Below are 15,791 nucleotides of genomic sequence, written 5' to 3'. Positions count from 1 at the left end.
GGTGGCGCGTTCCGCGCCGGCGGCGGACGACGGCGCCCGGACCGGGGCTCCCGGCCCCCCGGCCGACGGGCGCGCCCCGGCGGGCGGTGGCGCGCCTTGCCCGCCGCCGGCCGACGGCAGCGGTCGGGGCGCCTTCGTCGCGCTGGGGGAGTTCGCCGTCCGGCGCCGGTGGCAGGTGCTGGCCGCGGCGCTCGCGGTCGTCGCGCTGGCCTCGGTCGTCGGCGTCGGCGGGCTCGACCGGTTCGGCTACGGCGGGGAGCTCCAGCAGGACGCCGAGTCCGCCCGCGCCGCCGACGCCGTGCGCGACCACGTCGGGCGCGGCGGCGCCGACGTCCTGCTCACCTACCGGAGCCCCACCACCGCGCGCGACCCCGGTTTCCGGCGCGCCGTGGAGACCTCGCTGGCCGGCGCGCCCGCGGGGCTGGTGACCGGGACCCTGACGTCCTGGCGCGACGGGCTGCCCGCGCTGGACTCCGTGGACGGCCGCGCCACCGTGGTCGCCGTCGTGCTCGCGGGCGCGGACGACACCGAGCGGACGAGGAACTACCGCGTGCTGCGCGCCGCCGTCCGGGCGGCCGGGGTCGAGGTGTCGTTCTCCGGCCCGGTCGCGATCCGGGAGGCCGTGGTCACCGAAGCGCGGGACGAGCTGCTGCACCGGGAGCTGCTGGCGCTGCCGGCGGTGTTCCTGCTGCTGGTGCTGCTGTTCCGCAGCCTGGTCGCGGCGCTGCTGCCGGTGCTGGCCGGCGCGGCGGCGCTGGCCGTGACCTTCGCGCTGCTGCGACCGCTGACCGGGGTGCTGGACATCTCGGTGCTGGCGGTCAACGCGCTGAGCGTGCTGTGCCTGGCGCTGGCCGTGGACAGCGCGCTGTTCGTGGTCGGGCGGTTCCGCGAGGAGCTGGCCCGGGGCGGTGACGGCGGTGACGTCGGCCGCGCCGTGGTCGCCACGGTCGCCACCGCGGGCCGCACGTGCTTCTTCTCCGGGCTGACCGTCGGCGTGGTGGCGCTGAGCCTGGTGCTGTTCCCCGTCGGCGTGACCCGCTCCCTCGGGTTGTGCACGGCCGTCGCGATGGCCGCGGGCACGGTGGTGAGCCTCACCGCCGTGCCGGCCCTGCTGGCCGTGCTGGGGCGTCGCGTGGACCTGCTGCGGCTGCCCGTCCCGCGCCTGGTCCGGCCGGGCGTGGTGGACCGGTTCTGGGCGCGCGTCGGCCGGGCGGTGGTGGCCGAGCCGGTGGCCCACCTGATCACCGCCGTGGTGGTGCTGGTGGTGCTGACCGTCCCGTTCCTGCACGTCACCCTGGGCTTCCCGGACCAGCGGACGCTGCCGGCGGGCGACCCGGCCAGGGTGGCGACCGAGGAGCAGCGCCGCGACTTCGCCTTCCCCGCGCTCGACCTGGTGCAGGTCGTCACCGCGTTCGACGCCCCGGTGGGCGACCCGGCCCGCGCCGGGGCCGCGCGCGACTGGACCCGGCGGCTGGCGGGCCTGCCGGGGGTGCGGTGGGTGGTGACGGCGGCCGAGTCGGGCCACCACGCCGTGCTCTACCTGCACGCGGGCGCGGCGGAGTCCCCGGCGGCGCTCGACGTGGTGCGCGCGGTGCGGGCGCTGCCGCCGCCCGAGGGGGGCTCGGTGCTGGTCGGCGGGGCCTCGGCGATGGCGGTCGACGTGCTGGACCTGCTGCGCGACCGGCTGCCGTGGGTGCTGCTGGTGATCGCCTGCTCCGCCTTCGCGATGTTCGCGGTGGCGCTGCGGTCGCTCGTCCTGCCGATCAAGGCCCTCGTGGTCGACGTCCTGCCGCTGGGGGCCTCGTTCGGCGTGCTCACCTGGGTCTTCCAGGACGGCAACCTCGCCTGGCTGGTCGGCGCGGGCGCCACCGGCCACCTGGACGTCTTCCAGCCGTTCCTGCTGCTGGTCATCGCGGTGGGGCTGGCGGTGGACTACGAGTTCTTCCTGCTGTCGCGCATCCGCGAGGAGTACGACCGGACCGGCGACACCGCCGCGGCGGTCGTGGCGGGCCTGCGGCGCTCGGCGCCGGTGTTCACCGGCGCGGCGCTGGTGGTGATGGTGGTGGCGGCCGTGACGGCGACCAGCGAGGTCATGTTCGTCAAGCAGCTGTGCGTGGGGATCTTCGTCGCGGTCGCGGTGGACGCCACGCTCGTGCGGGCCGTCCTGGTCCCGGCCTCGGTGCGGCTGCTCGGCGCGGCGAACTGGTGGCTGCCGCGCGGTCAGGCGGACCGGACGGTCACCACGCCGGCCCGCCGGTCGACCCGGACCGGGTAGCGCTCGTCGGGGCGGTCGCGCGGTCCGGCCGCGCGCAGGTCCCCGTCGACGGCCGACGGGTGGACCCCGGCCAGCCGCGCGACGTGCTCCCGCACCGCGATCGCGGCGGCGTGGTCGCGGACGTCGGCGGTGGGCGGCAGGCCGTAGAGGTCGGCCACCGTGCCGGGCAGCCAGTCCACGGCGGCCACGTCGTCGACGGCCAGCGCCGTGACGCCGTCGGTGGTGGTGGACAACCCCAGGCCGGGCACCGGTCGGCGGTCGCGCAGGAACGCCCGGCGCTCGGCCGGCCCCGCGGCGCCCAGGCGGCCCAGCGGCACCAGCGCCAGCACCACGCGCAGCGCCACCGCCACGCGATCGGCGACGAGCAGCTGGAGGTCCACCACGGGCAGGAGGCGGTTGCCGCCGTCGAACCCGGCGAACCGCGCCTCGACGCCCACCGCGCCCGCGTCCGGCAGCGGCTCGAACACCCGCAGCACGACGAGCCGGTGCGGCACCGAGACCCGGTCGCGGTCGATGTCCGGCGACCACCGCCACAGCGCCTGGTGGGGTACCACGTGCAGGGCCCCGTCCAGCAGGCCCTGGTGCAACTGGCCCCGGGGCAGCGCGCCCGCGTCGGCGACGAGCGTGCCGGAGGCCCCCGCGGAGCCGATCGAGTGCTCGGCGAGGTAGTGGAACGCCTCGCCGTGGAACAGCATCCCGCCGCGGTACGGGTCGGGCGCGGGGCGGGCGTCGGTCAACGGGGCGAACGGCGCGGGTCGCTGCCCGGCGGGGGCGCCCACGACCACGGTCCCGGTCGCCAGGGGCTGCGCGCCGGGGCCGGTGGGCGGGTGGCCGGGTGGCTGCGCGTCGTGGTCGGTGGGCGGGGTCGCCGGTGGTCGTGCGCCCGGGTCGGGGAGTGGGGGTCCGTGGGGTCGCGCGCCGTCGGTGGGTGGGGTCGTGGAGGGCTGCGCGCCTGGATCGGTGGATGGGGTCGCCGGTGGTTGCGCGCTGAGGTCGGTGGGCGGGGTCGCCGGTGGTTGCGCGCTTGAGTCGGCGGGCGGGGGCGCGGCAGGCTGGGCGCTCGCGTCGGCGGTGGTCAGGGTGACCTCGTGGTGCGGCCCGACCCGGCGCACCGCCGTGAGCAACCGCACCGGCCGGTCGGCCACGAGCCAGCCGCGCAGCCGGACGTCGCGCACCTCGCCCACCGCGCCGCCCGTGCGCCGGGCCACCGCGCGGGCGAGGGCGTCCACCACCGACATGAACGGCAGCACCGGGACCGCCCACGTCGGGCGGTGGTCGCGCACCCACGTGTCGACGGCCGGGTCCACGACCTCGTGGGCCGGCGCGCGCACCCCGATGCGCGGCACGTGGTAGATCCGCCGCCCGTCCACCCACAGCCACGCCTCGCCCAGCGCGTAGCAGCCGCGGGCGTCCGTCCCGACCTCCGTCACCTCCAGCTCCACGGTCACCAGGCGATCGGCCGGCGTCACCTGGCCCCGGTACTTCCAGGCGATCGCGCCCGGCAGCACCGGCTCGAACCCGGCGCTCCCGTCGACCAACCCGGTGACCACGAGGTGGTGGCGCAGCAGCAGGCAGACCGCCTCGACGCCGAGCGAGCCGGGCTGCACCGGGTCCTGGAAGAAGTGCGCGCGGAAGTACCAGTCGCCGGGGTCGACGTCCTTCTCCGCGCGCAGCCGCCCCAGCCCGGCCCGCCCGCCCCGCGGCCAGTGGCCCGTGACGCGGTCCAGCACCCGCAGCATCGGCGCGGCCGGCGCGGCCAGGGGCGCCACCGGGCCGCCGGGCGCGCGCAGCCGGGCGCGGTCGGCGTCGGTCGGCGGCAGTCCCGGCTGGTCGGCGAACGCCGAGGGCGGGAAGAAGCCGAACGCGGCGCGGACGTCGAACACCGGCACGCCGTCGGCGCTGCACCGCGCGGTGAACACCTGGACGACCACCCCGCCGTGCTCGCTGGTGCTGACCAGCCCCACCTCGGTGCGCAGCACGCGGACGCCCGGCCCGACCTCGCCGAGCACGGTGCCGTCGCCGTCGAGGTTGCGGAACACCACGTCCTCGCGGCCCAGCGTGCTGCCGACGTAGGTGGCCAGCCAGCCGCACGGCTGCAGCGCCACCTCCATCAGCACCGCGAACGGCATCGCCGGGCGGTCCCGGTCGAAGTACCAGGCCCGGTCGGGCACGTCGTACTCCGCCGTCACCCGGCTGCCCGGCCGCATCCCGGCGAACGGCCCGTCGACGGCGACGACCCGGCTCAGGAACAGGTACGGCGGGCCCGGCAGCCGCGGGCAGCGCCGGACGCCGTCGAACACGGCGAACCGCTCACCGAACGCCTCCGACGGCCGCCCCCACGCCGCCGCCAGCACCGCGGGCAACCCCGCCGGGACGCCGTCGACCAGGGCCACCGGCCCGGCCTCGGCGTGGCCGCGCAGCCCGCCCAGCAGGGGCAGCGGCACGGGGTCGCCGGTCGCCTGCTCCCGGTGCGGGCCCAGCAGCCGCCAGTGGTCCAGCGGCCAGTCCGGGACCAGCCGCAGCCCCAGCCGCGCGGCGTGGAAGGCCGGGACACCGTCGACCGAGCACAGCACGTCGGCGACCAGGGTCGGCACCGGCCCGGCGGTCACCGACACCGCGAACACCTCGTAGACCAGCCGCCGCGACCGGGGCGTCACCTGCCCCCGGCACCGCAGGGCGCTGGTCCTGCCCCGCTCCGGCTCGAACCGCCACCCGTCGTGGTCGGCCGTGTGGCCCAGCGCGGCGAGGTGGAACGCCATCGCCTGCAGGCAGCCCTCCAGCATCAGCGTGCCGGGCATGCAGGGGTCGTTGTGGAAGTGCCCGTCGAAGAACCACTCGGCGCCGCTCACCGGGGTCTGCGCGCGCAGGTACCCGCGCCCCCACGGACCGCCCGCCGGGTCGAACTCCGCCACCTCGTGCAGCAGCAGCGAGCGGCCCGAGCCGATGCGGGGCGTGCGGACGTGGCTGCCGGCGACGCGCCACCGCGGCCCGAAGCAGGCGACCGGGTCGCCCTCGGCGAACGCCCGGACCGCCGCGGCGTCGAACGACCGCGCCGCGCCGGCGATCACCGGCGGGTCCACCCGGGCGGGCTCCGGCCGGTCGGCGGCCGGGTCCCAGTCGACGCCGCCGGTCGCGGCCAGCTCGGCGTCGGTGAAGTAGCCCGCCTGCCCGCCGCGCACCGTCAGCCGCAGCTCGTCGCCCACCCGGCAGTCGGAGTGGAAGGAGAACAGCCGGACGCCGCCGTGCTCGGCGTGCCCGTCGACGTGGATCTCGTGGCGCAGGGTCTCCCCCGGAGCGGGCAGCGGGCCGTGGAAGGTGACCTCGCAGCCGAGCAGCCGGTACACCCGGTCCTCGGTGAGCACCAGGTCGACGCCCATCCAGCTGATCAGCAGCAGGTCGGCCTGCCCCGCCTCGACCAGCAGCCCGGCGGGCAGGCGGCCGGCCGGGTCCAGGTGCCCGCTGTCGACCCGCACGTCGGTCTCGGTGCGGATGGCGCCGGGGCCCAGGCGCAGCGGCGGCGCGTCGATGGCCAGCACCCGGTCCACCAGCAGCAGGGGCGGGGCGGGCAGGCGGGTCTGCCTGGGCCGGTGGTCCTGCGCGGCGAACCGGGGCCCGAACAGGTCGGAGATCCGGCCGGTGGCCAGGTGCTCGAGCTGGGCGCGGTCGAACAGCGGGCCGTCGGCGGGCCGCTGCCCGACCGGCTCGACGGTGGGCGCGGCGCCCCGGGCCGTGGTCAGGAGCAACCGGTGCCAGGCGGCGCGGGTCCGCAGGAACCGGGTGTGCGCGTCGCTCGCTTGCCCGATCAGGCCCCGGTGCGCCTCGACCGTCGCGCGGCGGTGGGCGGCGATCGCGGCCGGTTCCCCGGTCGCCGCACCCACCCGCTCCGCACCGCCCGGGAGCGGTTCGCGCACGGCCAGGGCGCCCGGAGCGCTCGGGGCCGGAGCGCTCCGGGCCGGGACGGCCGGGTTCGGTGCGCGCCGGGGCGGGTCGTCGGGGGCCGGGTCGTCGGGGATCGGGCTGCCCGGGGACGGGTCGGCCGGAATCGGGTCGGCCGGAATCGGGTCGGCGCGGAGCGGGTCGGCCGGGGGCGGGACGGGTGCGACCGGGTCGTCGGGGACCGGCGGCAGCGGTGGGGCGGGCGCGAGGGCGACCGGGGCGGTGGCGGTGGGGCGGACCGGTGGGCGGAGGGCCGGCAGGGAGATCGTCGGCTCCGGCCGTGCCTCGGCGGTCGCCCGCGCCGACGCGCCGAGCGGGGCCTCCCGGTTCCCGACCGCCGCCGGGCGGCGCAACCGCACGCGCCGGGGTCGTGCGCCCAGGACGCGCACCGCGACTTCCACGACGACCGCCCGCGGGAGGACCGACCCCGGGTCCGCTCGTGGGGCTGCGGCGGGCTCCGGGTCCGCTCGTGGGACAGCGGTCCCCGGGCCCGCTCGTGGGCCGGTGTCCTCCGGGTTCGCTCGTGGGCCGGTGTCCTCCGGGTTCGCTCGTGGGGCGGTGGCCTCTGGATTTCCTTGTGGGGCAGCGGTTCCCGGGTCCGCTCGCGGGGTGGCCGCGGGCTCCGGGTCCGCAGAGGCGGGCGGCGCGTGGTCGAGCGCGGTGATCGCGGCGGCCACCGCCAGCAGGCCCACCGCCGCGTGCGGCCGGCCGAACAGGGCGGTCGGGTCGAGGTGCGGTGCGCCCGGCCGGCCCAGGTCGCCGACGGTCAGGTCCGGCGGGGCGGCGCCGTCGTCCAGCACCGCCAGCACCGGCTCGCCGGCCCGGTCGGCGTCGTCGAGCCGCCTGAGCACCAGCGCCACCGCGGCGTCGCCCGGCGCGTCGGGCAGGCCGAGCGCGACCGCCGCGGCCCGGTGCGCCGGCTCGTGCGCCAGGTCCACGGCCCCGACCAGCGCGGCGTCGCACTCGCCCGCGCGCAGCGCCTGCGCCGCGACGTCGAGCGCCACCAGTCCCGAGCCCTCCTCCGCCGACACGGTGAACCCCGGCCCGGCCAGGTCGAGCTGCACGCTGATCCGGTTGGCGACGAGGTTCGGCATGGTGCCGGTGACCCCCGCCGCGGTCAGCGGCGGCACGTCGCCGCCGTGCCGCCAGGAGACGCCGTGCCGGGCGGCCCGCAGGTCCCCGCCCATGCCCACGACCACGGCGGTGCGGTCGCGGGGCAGCGCGCGGCCCCGGGCGGCCTCGGTGGCCGCGTCGAGCACCAGCAGCTGCTGGCCGAGGGCGTCCGCGAGGTCCGCCGGCGGGAACCGCAACCCGGGCAGGCCGACCTCCACCGCCTCGACCGGGCCGCCGCGCGGCTCGCCCGCGCGCACGCCGCGCCGGAACTCCGCGGTGCCGACCCCGCCCACCCGCACCGCCAGCCCGACGACGGCGACCCCGACCCGGTCCTCCACCCCGGCGGACCCGCTGCGGTGGGCGGCCGGGCGGCCGGTGCGGTCCGGCGGCAGGGGCGCGCCGACCCCGCCGCCACCCCCGTCATCACCCGCGTCCAGGACCACGTGCGCGTTGGCGCCGCCGAACCCGAAGGCGTTGACCGCCGCCCGGCGCGGCCCCCGCCACTCCTCGGGCTCCCGCACCAGGCGCAGAGCGGTGCCGCGCAACGCCTCCGCGGGCTCGTCGGCGTGCGGCGCGGGTGGCACCACCCCGGCCCGCAGCGCCCCCACCACCTTCAGCAGGCCGGCCATCCCGGCCGCGGCCAGCGCGTGGCCGAGGTTCGCCTTCACCGACCCGATCGGCAGGTCCCGCCGCCCCGCGAACACCCGCGCCACGGCGCGCGCCTCGGTGGCGTCGCCGACCGGCGTGCCCGTCGCGTGGCACTCCACCAGCGACACGGTCGCCGGGTCGACGCCCGCCGCCCGGTAGGTCTGCCGCAGCACCCGCTCCTGGCCCTCGCCCGACGGGACGAGCAGGCCGCCGGCCGCGCCGTCGTTGCCCAGGCCGACGCCCCGGATCACCGCCGCCACCGGCATCCCGGCCGCCCGCGCGTCGGCCAGCCGCACCAGGGCCACGACCCCGGCGCCCTCGGCGGGCACCAGCCCGTCGGCGTCCCGGTGGAACGGGCGGCTGCGGCCGGTCGGGCTCAGCGCCGCCAGCTCGCGGAAGCCGCGGTGCAGCAGCACCGGGTCGGCGTGGCTGACCCCGCCGGCCAGCACCAGGTCGGCCGCGCCGCGCGACAGGCGGTCGCAGGCGAGCTTGACCGCGTAGAGGGAGGACGCGCACGCCGCGTCCAGCGCGAACCCGCCCAGACCGAGCCCGAGCGCGCGGGCCGCGAGGTGCGCGGGCAGGCCGGAGAAGAACCGGTCGCGCGGGTCCGCGCCCGGCCCGGCCGACAGCCACGCCCCCGCCGCCCAGCGCACCGCGCCCGGCGACGGGTAGGAGAGGGTGCCCAGCACCAGCGCCGCGCGCGGCAGCAGGTGCTCGCCGCCGCACTCCCGCAACGCCTCGCGCCCGGCGTGCAGCACCCACCGGAACACCTCGTCCAGACCGGCCAGCTCGGCGGCGGGCACCCGGAAGCCGCCGGGGTCGAACACCGCCTCGAACCCCCGCACGACACCGCCGCGGCCCTCGTCGGCCTCCCGCGGCAGGCCCCAGCTGCCGGGTGGGACGGGACCGATGCCGCACACCCCGTCGCGGACGTTGCGCCACAGGGCGGCCGGGGTCAGCGCGTCGGGCAGGACGCAGCCCTGCCCGACGACGGCTACGGGTTCGACGGCGCCCTCCCGGGGGTGCTCGGCGGATCGCGGGGCGACCCGGGCGGACCTGCCGGCCGGGAAGCGACGCTACCGCAGCCCGCCGACCCGCGGACCTCCCCGTTCGGGGAGTCCCGCGCACCTGACGGGTGACGGGCCGGGCGGGGTCCGGAGCCGTGCGCGGCCCGGGGTCCCGCGTGCCCGGCGGGCGAACAGGACCCGGTGCGCCGCGCTGAGGCGACCGGTCCACTTGGGTACTGTTCGGGGAGGGGCGCGTGCCCGACGAGGGGAGTCCGGAGTGGACGGTGCGGTTCATCCTCCCGAGCCCTGGCGGTTGCGCGGCGCCGGCTGGGCGACGGCGTGGCTGGTGGACGCGGCGGCGCTGCCCGCCCTGCCCGCGCCCGTGGAGCCGGTGGCGGTGCTGGGCAAGGCCGTCGTGGCGACCGCGTTCGCCGACTACCGGCCGGGCGGCGTGCTGGTCTACCGCGAGCTGCTGGCCGCGGTGCTGGTGCGCCAGGGCGCGCGGCTCGGCCTGACGAGCACGCACGCCTGGGTCGACAGCCACACCTCGCGGGCCGGCGGGCGGGCGCTGTGGGGCATCCCCAAGGAGATGGCGCGCTTCGAGCTGACCGGGCGGCCGCGGTTCGCCGCCGCCGCGCGCGACGGGAGCGGGGTCATCGCCGCGGCGCGCCTCGCCCGGCCGCCGCGGTGGGGCGTCCCGGTCCGGGCGGGCGCGTCGATGTGGCAGGACGTTCCCGGTGGGACGGTCCGGACGCCGGTGCGGGTGCGCGGGAGCGTCGCGCTCGCGCGGGTGCGGTGGCGCGTCGAGCCCACCGGGCCGCTGGCCTGGCTGCGGGGCGCGCGCCCGCTGTTCGGGGTCGTCCTCACCGACTTCCGGTTGCGGTTCGGCCCCAGTTGGGCGCCGCCGGCGGGTGGGTGACGCGCGAGGAACCCCTTGCGGCGCAGGCGGTCCGGCACTCCGGTCCGGTCACCGCGCCCGCCGATCGGTGGATCAGCGGGCAGAGGCCGGGGTGGTCTCGGCGCGGCGTTCGAGCATGACGGTGTTGCGCCACACGCCGTGGTGTCGGGCGATGCGCTCGCGGACCCCGACGGTGCGGAAGCCGGCGGAGTGGTGCAGGGCGATGCTGGCGCGGTTCTCGGGGAAGATCGCGGTTTGCAGCGTCCACAGGCCGCCCGCGTCCGCGGCGGTGACCTGCCGGTGCAGCAGCGCTTTCCCGACGCCCCGGCCGCGGAGCCCGGCGCCGACGTAGACCGAGGTCTCGGCGACGCCCGCGTAGCACTCGCGGGCGGAGACGGGGGCGGCGGCGGCCCAGCCGGCGACGCGCCCGTCGACCTCGGCGACCCAGCGGTGGTCGGGCAGCCACCTGGCGTCCAGCGCGCGTTGGCTGGGCGGCTCGGTCTCGAAGGTGGCGTTGCCGGTGGCGATGCCCTCGGCGTAGACGCGGCGGACGTCGGCCCAGTCGTCGTCGGCCAGGGCGCGGACGGTGACGTCGTCGGGCAGGTCGGCCGGGCAGCAGGCGCGGGCGGCGATGGTGCCCATGACGGCGTCGGCGGCGTGCGGCAGGCCGGTGCAGCAGGCCGGGTTGACCGACACGAGCGTGGCGGTGCCCTCCCGGCGGAGGCGGACGAAACCGGTGTCCGCGAGCTTGCGCAGGTGGTGGGAGCAGGTGGGCTGGGTGACGCCGAGGGCCTCGCTGAGCGCTCCGACGGTGATCTCGCCGGGGTGGGTGGCGACGGTGTGCAGGAGCCGGACGCGGGTGGGGTCGGACAGGCAGGCGAACCACTGCGCGTAGGTGGTGGCGTCCTGGAGGGGGAGTCCGGGCGGCGGCGTCATGGCACCACTCTATCGACCGACATCGATGCTTGCGTTGATAGGTGATTGTCTATAGATTCCCGTCAGATTGATAGAAGAACATCTATGAAGGGTGGTGGGCTCGTGAACGGGCTCCCGGTGGTCGTGGTGGGTGCGGGCCCGGTCGGGCTGGCGGCGGCGGCGCACCTGCTCGAACGCGGCGTGCGGCCGTTGGTGCTGGAAGCGGGGTCGCGGGCCGGCGCGGCGGTCGCCCGGTGGAACCACGTGCGGCTGTTCTCCGCCTGGCCGGAGCTGGTCGACCCGGCGGCGCGGCGGCTGCTGGAGCCGACCGGCTGGCGCGTCCCGGAGGGGCGGCCGACCGGCGCCGAGTGGGTGTCGGGCTACCTGGAGCCGCTGGCCCGCGCGCTGGCCGACCACGTCCGGTACGACGCGCGGGTCGTCGGGGTGGCGCGCCGGGGGCGTGACCGGGTGGTGGACGCCGGCCGCGGCAGCGAGCCGCTGACGGTGCACCTGGCCGGCGAGCGCGTCGAAGCCCGCGCGGTGGTCGACGCGTCGGGCACGTGGGGCTCGCCCAACCCGCTGGGCGGTGACGGCCTGCCGGCGCTGGGGGAGTCGGCGGCGGCGGACCGGATCGCCTACCGGGTGCCGGACCCGGTGGTGGAGCGCCGGCGCTACGCGGGTCGGCGGATCGCGGTCGCGGGCAGCGGGCACTCGGCGCTCACCGCGCTGGTGGCCCTGGCGGGGCTCGTGGAGCAGCACCCCGGCACGCACGTGACGTGGCTGCTGCGGCGCGGCGCGGTCGGCTCCGCGTTCGGCGGCGGCGAGGCCGACGAGTTGCCCGCGCGCGGGGCGCTGGGGCTGCGGGCGCGGGCCGCGGTGCGGGCCGGCCACGTCGAGGTCGTCACCGGGTTCCGCACGGCGGCGGTCGAGCGGGCGGCCGACGGCCTGGTGCTGGTGTCGCAGGACGGGCGCCGGCTCGACCCGGTGGCCGAGGTGGTGGCGCTGACCGGGTTCCGGCCGGACCTGTCGTGGCTGTCGGAGGTGCGCCTCGACCTGGACCCGGTGCTGCAGGCGCCCGGGGCGCTGGCCCCGCTGATCGACCCGAACGCGCACTCGTGCGGCACGGTGCCGCCGCACGGGGCGGCCGAGCTGCGCCAGCCCGAGCCGGGCGTGTACCTGGTCGGGATGAAGAGCTACGGCCGCGCGCCGACCTTCCTCGCGCTGACCGGGTACGAGCAGGTCCGCAGCGTGGTGGCGGAGATCGCCGGGGACCGCGCGGCGGCGGCGCGGGTCGAGCTGACCCTGCCGGAGACCGGGGTGTGCGGCGGCTCCGGCGTGTTCGACGCCGAGCCGGGGCCCGGGGTCGGAGCGGACGCCGCGGCGGGCGGCTGCTGCGGCGGTCCGGGGGTGGCGGAGCCGACGCTGTCGACCCCGACCGCGCGGCCCTGACCGCGGCCCTGCGGCAGTGGTCGGCCCGGAGCCGGCGGCACCGGGTGCGGCGCCGGGCGCGCCGGAGGTCCGGCACGGGCGAGGGGGCGTGCCGGGCCCCGGTGTTATGGCCTGCTGGGAGTGGGTGCGCGGGCGGCGCGGTCGCTACGGTCCGGGTGACGACTAGCCACGAGCGGCCCCGGGCCCCTGCACCGCCCGCGCCGCCCGCGAAATGAGGTCCCCGTGAGTCGCACCCCCGTCCTGCGCGTGGCGACCGCGCTCCTGGCCCTGTCCCTGGGCGCGGGAACCGCCGCCGCCACCACGCCGACCGGCCCCGGCCGCACCGCCGCGCCCTACTGCTACGAGGAGCCCTCGCAGCCGCAGGCCGACCTGAGCGACCTGAAGGCCCGGTTCACCTCCGCGAACTGGATGCAGACGCTCCAGGCGATGTACAAGCGGCGCTGGCCCAGCGGCGAGGCGCTGGCGATCGCGCAGGCCAAGGACCCGTACTGGAACCAGTTCGTGAAGAAGACCAGCTTCGAGGCGTTCGCCGAGTCGATGATGGTGGCGATCCACGAGGAGACCCACATGTGGGACCTCGACCCGTCCCGGACGCGGTGGAACGTGCACACCGCCGCGTGGATCGACGCCTCCCGGCAGGTCACGGCGGTGCCGCTGCACGACGGCTTCGCCCGCAAGGAGATCCTGCCGCTGATCAAGGACCGGCTCAGCGACTCCATGGACGGCATCTACCTGCGCGACCGGACGCAGGGCGAGTACCACCTCCAAGGCGTGCTGGCGGAGCTGAACGCCGGTCTGACGGGCCTGCCCGCGGTGACCGTCGTGCAGGAGCACATCAAGGGCGTGGGCGCGAGCAACGCCCGCGACATCGCCGCGACCAACCTGCGGTACCTGCTGCTGTACCTGCGCGTGGCCAAGGACCGGTACCCGACCTACTGGGCGAAGATCAGGAACGAGCCCAAGCTGCGCGACCTGGTGCTGACCCAGTTCCTGCGCACGGCCTACTGGCTGGACAAGTCCGCGCCCTACACGGGCAAGCTGGGCAGCGCCGCCGCCGACAAGATCACCGCCGCGAACTACGCGCCGGAGAACATCTCGGTCCTGGAGGAGTTCACCGGCCGCAAGGTGCGCCTCGACGCCCAGAGGAACTGCACCACCTGACCGGGCCGGGACCCGGGCGCCCGCCCCGGCCCCCGACCGCGTCCGGGCGCCGGGGCGGGCGCGCCCACCCCGGCGCCGCGGCCGGCGGGCCGGTGGTCAGCGCTCGAGCACGACGACCGGGATCAGGCGGTCGGTCTTCTTCTCGTAGTCGGCGAAGCCCTCGGCGTGCGCGACCATGCCGGCGTACAGGCGGTCGCGCTCGGCGCGGTCGGTCACCACCGTCGCGGTCGCCTCGAACTTCTCCGTGCCGACCTCGACCGTGACCTTCGGGTTGGCCACCAGGTTGTGGTACCAGTCCGGGTGCTTGGGCGCGCCGCCGTAGGAGGCGGCGACGACGAGGCGGTCGCCGTCGCGGGTGTGGACCAGCGGCGTGAGCCGCGGCTGCCCGCTCCTGGCCCCGGTGGTGGTCAGCAGCAGGAGGTCGCGGCCCTCGAAGGGCCCGCCGACCACACCCCCGTTCGCGCGGAACTCCGCGACGATCCGCTGGTTGCGGTCGTTCCTTGATTCGGTCATGCGGTCGCGGCCTTTCGTGGGTTCGTGCCGCACGGGCGCCGCGGGGCTCCCGCGGGAGCCCCGCGGGCGCGACGCCGGTCGACACCCGACGGGTGGGCCTCCCACATCGCGGAACGCCCGCGTCCAGTATAGATCCGCGCTTTTGCCACGTCGTGGGCCTCTCGCCGGCGGACCCGCGCCGCCGGGCCCCCGGCGGCGCGCGCCCCGCCGGACCGAGGGTGCACGTCCCGGTGTCACCCGGGCTCACCGCGCCGCTTGCGCTGGATAACCCGGCCGAGGTCGACCACCAGGACGACGACGAGCACGCCCAGCAGCCACGCGAGCCAGGTCAGCCCGGCCCTGGCCGCCAGCACGGCCGCGACGCCGTTGAAGACGATGCCGAAACCGGCCAGCCAGAGGCGCAGGGTCAGCGCGCTGCGCGGAGGGGCCGGGGGTGGCAGGTCATCGCTCATGCCAACGGTCTTCCCCCGGGAAGCGCGCTCACACCCCCGCCGGCGTTCCCGCCACCGGGCGCCGCGCGGGTTCGCCGTGGCCGGAGGGGGTAGCCGGAGTGGAGCACACCACTGCCGACGAGAGGTGATCGCGATGTCCACGACGACCACGCCCATGCTGGAGTCCCACCCGGCGAAGATCGGCTTCGACCGCGGCAGGCTGGCCGAGGCGATCGACGCGCTGACGACGTGCGCGCAGACGTGCACGGCGTGCGCGGACGCCTGCCTGAGCGAGGACTCGGTGGCGGAGTTGACCAAGTGCGTGCGCACCGACCTGGACTGCGCCGACATCTGCGCGACCACCGCCAGGGTGCTCTCGCGCCACACCCACTACGACGCCGACATCAGCCGCGCGGTGCTGGAGGCGTGCGTGGTGGCGTGCAAGACGTGCGGTGACGAGTGCGAGAGCCACGCGTCCATGCACGAGCACTGCCGGATCTGCGCCGAAGCCTGCCGGGCCTGCGAACGCGCCTGTCGGGAACTGCTGTCCACTTTCGACTGACATCACGGCCCGACACCGGGAACGGGGATCCGATGGCTGATTCGCTGTACTTCGTGGGCACCGCGACGACGGTGTTGACCCTGGGGCCGTTCACGCTGCTCACCGACCCGAACTTCCTGCACCGGGGGCAGTGGACGCACATCGGCCAGGGACTGGTGTCGCGTCGCCGCACCGAACCGGCCATCACCGTCGCCGACCTGCCCGCCCTGGACGGGATCGTGCTCTCGCACCTGCACGGCGACCACTTCGACCGGGTGGCGAGCCGCGAGCTGGACCGGGACCTGCCGATCGTCACCACCGCGCACGCCGCGAAACGCCTGTCCCGCCGCGGTTTCCGCGCGCCGGAGGCGCTGTCCACCTGGCAGGAGCACATCTTCGCCAAGCAGGGCGCGACGTTGACCGTCACGGCGCTGCCGGGGCGGCACGGACCCGGCCTGCTCAACGCGCTGCTGCCGCCCGTGATGGGCTCGATGCTGGAGTACCGCCCGACCGCCGGCGCGCGGCCCCTGCGCATCTACCTCAGCGGGGACACGTTGATGCACAACGGGCTCCACGAGGTGCGCGAGCGGTTCCCGGAGATCGACGTGGCGGTCCTGCACCTGGGCGGCACCAGGGTGCTCGGCATCCTGCTCACCATGGACGGCGAGCAGGGCGTGGACCTGTTGGAGCTGCTCGAACCGCGCCACGCCGTGCCGGTGCACTACGACGACTACGGCGTGATGAAGTCGCCGCTGTCGGACTTCGTGGTCGAGGTGCGGCGTCGGCGGCCCGACACGTCCGTCACCTACGTCTACCGCGGTGACACGTACGAACTCCCCACCACGCCGTGACTTTGCGCGTTCCGTCATGGCCGGGAAGCACCCCGCGCCCGTCACGGTGAACG

The 15,791-nt window shown here is 77.3% G+C and carries 10 protein-coding genes and 1 pseudogene; 6 read left to right on the top strand and 5 right to left on the bottom strand.

Translation table 11 applies throughout. The features are described from left to right. The first annotated feature begins 1 nt into the window (after position 1). Entirely contained in the window at positions 2-2,275 is a 2,274-nt protein-coding gene (locus tag JOE68_RS04060) for an MMPL family transporter (RefSeq protein WP_204841003.1), read from the top strand. Here JOE68_RS04060 and JOE68_RS32400 read toward each other — a convergent pair. Together JOE68_RS32400 and JOE68_RS32395 are read right to left on the bottom strand one after the other, a co-directional pair. Next, positions 2,221-8,238: a beta-ketoacyl synthase N-terminal-like domain-containing protein gene (locus JOE68_RS32400; protein ID WP_346038957.1), complete on the bottom strand. Its 6,018-nt coding sequence runs from the start codon at positions 8,236-8,238 to the stop codon at positions 2,221-2,223. The two genes, JOE68_RS04060 and JOE68_RS32400, sit on opposite strands and share 55 nt — an antisense overlap. Positions 8,239-8,262: 24 nt before the next feature. Next, positions 8,263-8,964, bottom strand: a pseudogene (locus JOE68_RS32395) (beta-ketoacyl synthase N-terminal-like domain-containing protein); the annotation flags it as partial. Positions 8,965-9,256: 292 nt separating this feature from the next. On the opposite strand from JOE68_RS32395, the gene JOE68_RS30875 reads away from it, so the two are divergent. Continuing rightward, complete coding sequence (locus JOE68_RS30875) at positions 9,257-9,898, top strand: acetoacetate decarboxylase family protein (RefSeq protein ID WP_307819510.1); 642 nt, start codon at positions 9,257-9,259, stop codon at positions 9,896-9,898. Positions 9,899-9,970: 72 nt separating this feature from the next. Here JOE68_RS30875 and JOE68_RS04045 read toward each other — a convergent pair whose 3' ends face one another. Beyond that, positions 9,971-10,813 carry a helix-turn-helix domain-containing GNAT family N-acetyltransferase gene (locus JOE68_RS04045; RefSeq protein ID WP_204841000.1) on the bottom strand — a complete coding sequence of 281 codons (843 nt, stop codon included), beginning with the start codon at positions 10,811-10,813 and terminating at the stop codon, positions 9,971-9,973. A 102-nt stretch (positions 10,814-10,915) separates the two neighbouring features. Here JOE68_RS04045 and JOE68_RS04040 point away from each other — a divergent pair, with 102 nt between their 5' ends. Both JOE68_RS04040 and JOE68_RS04035 read left to right on the top strand, forming a co-directional pair. Further along, a complete protein-coding gene (locus tag JOE68_RS04040; protein ID WP_204840999.1) occupies positions 10,916-12,241 on the top strand; it encodes an NAD(P)-binding domain-containing protein in 1,326 nt (441 codons plus the stop codon). Positions 12,242-12,463: 222 nt separating this feature from the next. Then, positions 12,464-13,402, top strand: coding sequence for a hypothetical protein (locus JOE68_RS04035; protein WP_307819509.1), 939 nt, complete (start codon positions 12,464-12,466; stop codon positions 13,400-13,402). Between the two features lie 96 nt (positions 13,403-13,498). On the opposite strand, the gene JOE68_RS04030 is transcribed toward JOE68_RS04035, so the two are convergent. Next, positions 13,499-13,915 (bottom strand): nitroreductase family deazaflavin-dependent oxidoreductase, encoded by a 417-nt coding sequence (locus JOE68_RS04030; RefSeq protein WP_204840998.1) that lies wholly within the window; start codon positions 13,913-13,915, stop codon positions 13,499-13,501. A 233-nt stretch (positions 13,916-14,148) separates the two neighbouring features. Beyond that, positions 14,149-14,367 (bottom strand): DUF6343 family protein, encoded by a 219-nt coding sequence (locus JOE68_RS04025; RefSeq protein ID WP_204840997.1) that lies wholly within the window; start codon positions 14,365-14,367, stop codon positions 14,149-14,151. 133 nt (positions 14,368-14,500) lie between these two features. On the opposite strand from JOE68_RS04025, the gene JOE68_RS04020 reads away from it, so the two are divergent. Continuing rightward, positions 14,501-14,908: a four-helix bundle copper-binding protein gene (locus JOE68_RS04020; protein ID WP_204840996.1), complete on the top strand. Its 408-nt coding sequence runs from the start codon at positions 14,501-14,503 to the stop codon at positions 14,906-14,908. 32 nt (positions 14,909-14,940) lie between these two features. Next, positions 14,941-15,738 (top strand): MBL fold metallo-hydrolase, encoded by a 798-nt coding sequence (locus JOE68_RS04015; protein WP_204840995.1) that lies wholly within the window; start codon positions 14,941-14,943, stop codon positions 15,736-15,738. The last annotated feature ends 53 nt before the right edge of the window (positions 15,739-15,791 follow it).

This window comes from Saccharothrix algeriensis (genome assembly GCF_016907655.1).
Taxonomy (GTDB): domain Bacteria; phylum Actinomycetota; class Actinomycetes; order Mycobacteriales; family Pseudonocardiaceae; genus Actinosynnema; species Actinosynnema algeriense.
The sequence above is the reverse complement of the archived record's forward strand: the minus strand, read 5'-3'. Positions and strand labels throughout refer to the sequence as shown.